The sequence below is a fragment of the Oceanobacter sp. 4_MG-2023 genome, assembly GCF_030689165.1.
Taxonomy (GTDB): domain Bacteria; phylum Pseudomonadota; class Gammaproteobacteria; order Pseudomonadales; family Oceanobacteraceae; genus Oceanobacter.
Window position 1 is genome coordinate 1 of the sequence record NZ_JAUYVV010000062.1, and the last position, 1,616, is coordinate 1,616.

At 55.5% G+C, this 1,616-nt stretch carries 1 protein-coding gene; it reads left to right on the plus strand.

Features of this window, described 5'->3' with window-relative positions:
• Positions 1 to 149: 149 nt before the first annotated feature.
• A partial coding sequence (locus Q8W24_RS16735; protein WP_305476031.1) for a DNA-binding protein occupies positions 150 to 1,616 on the plus strand: 1,467 nt, incomplete at its 3' end.

The window sequence follows — 1,616 nt, forward strand, 5'->3', positions numbered from 1 at the left end:
GTTGCCGTACTCGCGGCTTTTTATATGAGCAATGAAGATGGCGAAGCCGCTAAGGCCGAGCTGGCACGCCATATGGCAGAGGTAGCCAGTCATCGCGTTCGGGTTGAACGTATGGGATCACCCGAGCTGGAATTATTTGGGGGTGACGAATGAACGACTGGTTCAGCACTCAGGAATTGGCAGGAATTAGCGGCTTACCCGGCACCGTGCCAGGGCTGTTGAAAAAGGCCAATGCAGATGCCTGGCAATCTCGCCCTAAAGCGGTTGGCAAAGGCAACGAATACCACATCAGCTCATTACCGGCCAAAAGCCAACGCGCCCTGCGTATCAGTCAGGCTAAAAAAGCCGCCGCTGCCGCAAAAAATAACCCGGTACTGGCCGACTTGGCGGCCAGAGATCTGGCGCAACAGCAACATCGTGAACAGTCACTGAACCGCTATAAAAAGCTGTCGGCCAACCAAAAGAAAAAGGTCGATGCCATTCTTGCGGTATTGACCGCCGCGCAAGAATTTCACCACGCCAGTGGTTTACCCAAAGGCAAGGCATATACCGAGTTTGCCACGCTGTATAAAGCCGAAGAAATCACAGTAGAAGCCTGGGTACGCGAGATCGAACCCAAGTGCTCCCGCCCCAGCCTGTATTTGTGGGAAAAGAAGATCCGCGAACAAGGCATTGATGCCCTGGCCGGTGACACCGGCAAAGGCCGCCGTGGCAGCGGCATTGTCGATAGCCAACCCGCACTGCGTGAATACATCGTCGGCATGGTCGTTGGCCATCCGCATATCAAAATCACCACGCTGGCCAAGGCCCTGCGTGCCGAGTTTGCCGGGCAAGACGTGAGCCTGCCGTCAGAGCGCCGTCTGGGCGACTGGGTCAGCCAGTGGAAGGCCGACAATATTCAGGTATACACCGCCGTTACCAACCCGGACGCCTGGAAAAACAAATATATGGACGCCCAAGGCAGCGCCAGCGAACACGTTCACGCGCTGAATCAGCTTTGGGAGTTCGACAGTACGCCTGCCGATCTGATGCTGACCGATGGTCGTCATTCCATATTGGGCGCAATTGACGTTTATAGCCGCCGCACCCTGTTTGTCGTAATGCCCACCTCTGATAGCAAAGGCGTTGCGCAGGTAATCCGTCGCTGTCTGCTGAGCTGGGGTGTACCAGAGGTTGCCAAAACCGATAACGGTGCCGACTACAAATCCAAATACATCAAGTATGTGTTCCGCTCCCTGGGCGTAGAACAAGAATTTTGTCCACCGTTCCAGGGCTGGAAAAAACCGCATATCGAACGGGTTTTCAAAACGTTTTCACACGACATTGCCGAGCTGCTGCCAGGGTTTATCGGCCACAACATCGTTGAACGCCAGGCCATTGAAGCGCGCAAGAGTTTCAGCGACCGCCTGTTTAAAAAAGACGAGTTGATCGAAGTGAAAATGTCCTCGGCTGAGTTGCAGCAATACTGCGACGACTGGCTGGAGCACGAATACCACACCCGCCGCCACAGTAGCCTGGGGGAATCACCTGCTGCCCGCGTAGCCAGCTATGCCGGACACATCCGCACGATCGACGACGAGCGCGTGCTGGATGTGCTGCTGAGTGAGCTGGCTGGC